At 64.0% G+C, this 716-nt stretch carries 1 protein-coding gene; it reads right to left on the bottom strand.

The features are described from left to right. A partial coding sequence (locus O6P37_RS28395) for an AMP-binding protein (protein ID WP_269897213.1) occupies positions 1 to 716 on the bottom strand: 716 nt, incomplete at both ends.

Below are 716 nucleotides of genomic sequence, written 5' to 3'. Positions count from 1 at the left end.
TCCAGGGACTCCATCAACTCGGTCACGTTGGCGTGGGTGACCGCAACACCTTTGGGCACCCCCGTGGTGCCCGAGGTGTAGATCAGGTAGGCGACATCATCAGCAGCCGGCCCAGGCAGCGCCGTGCACGGATAATCAGCGATCCCCGGATCGTCGACATCGACGACCACCAACCCACAACCACCCAACCGCTCAGCCAACTCCGCCGACGTGATCGCCACCACCGGCGCGGCATCAGCGACCATGAACTCCACCCGACCATCCGGCGCCGAAGGATCAATAGCCAGATAAGCCGCCCCGGCCTTGAGCACCGCCACCATCGCCACCACAGCTTCAGCCGACCGGTTCAACAGCAACACCACCGACCGCCCCGGCCCCACACCCTGACCAACAAGCAGATGCGCCAACCGATTCGACGCCTCATCAAGCTCGCGATACGTCAACACCCGACCAGCAAAACTCACCGCCACCGCCGACGGACACCGCGCCACCGCAGCAGCGAACACCGCCGGAATAGACACCCCACCCGGCGCAGACCCAGACAACACCCCCCGATTACCCCAACCATCGAGCACAACGTGCTCATCAACACCGAGCACATCAACGACCGACAACCGCCGAGCCGGATCACCCGTCATCGACACCAACACCCGCACCAACCGCCCAACAAGCGCCTCCACCGAGGCACCATCGAACACATCAGTGCGGTACTCGAC

Source organism: Mycobacterium hippophais (assembly GCF_027529605.1).
Lineage (GTDB): Bacteria > Actinomycetota > Actinomycetes > Mycobacteriales > Mycobacteriaceae > Mycobacterium > Mycobacterium arseniciresistens.
The sequence above is the reverse complement of the archived record's forward strand: the minus strand, read 5'-3'. Positions and strand labels throughout refer to the sequence as shown.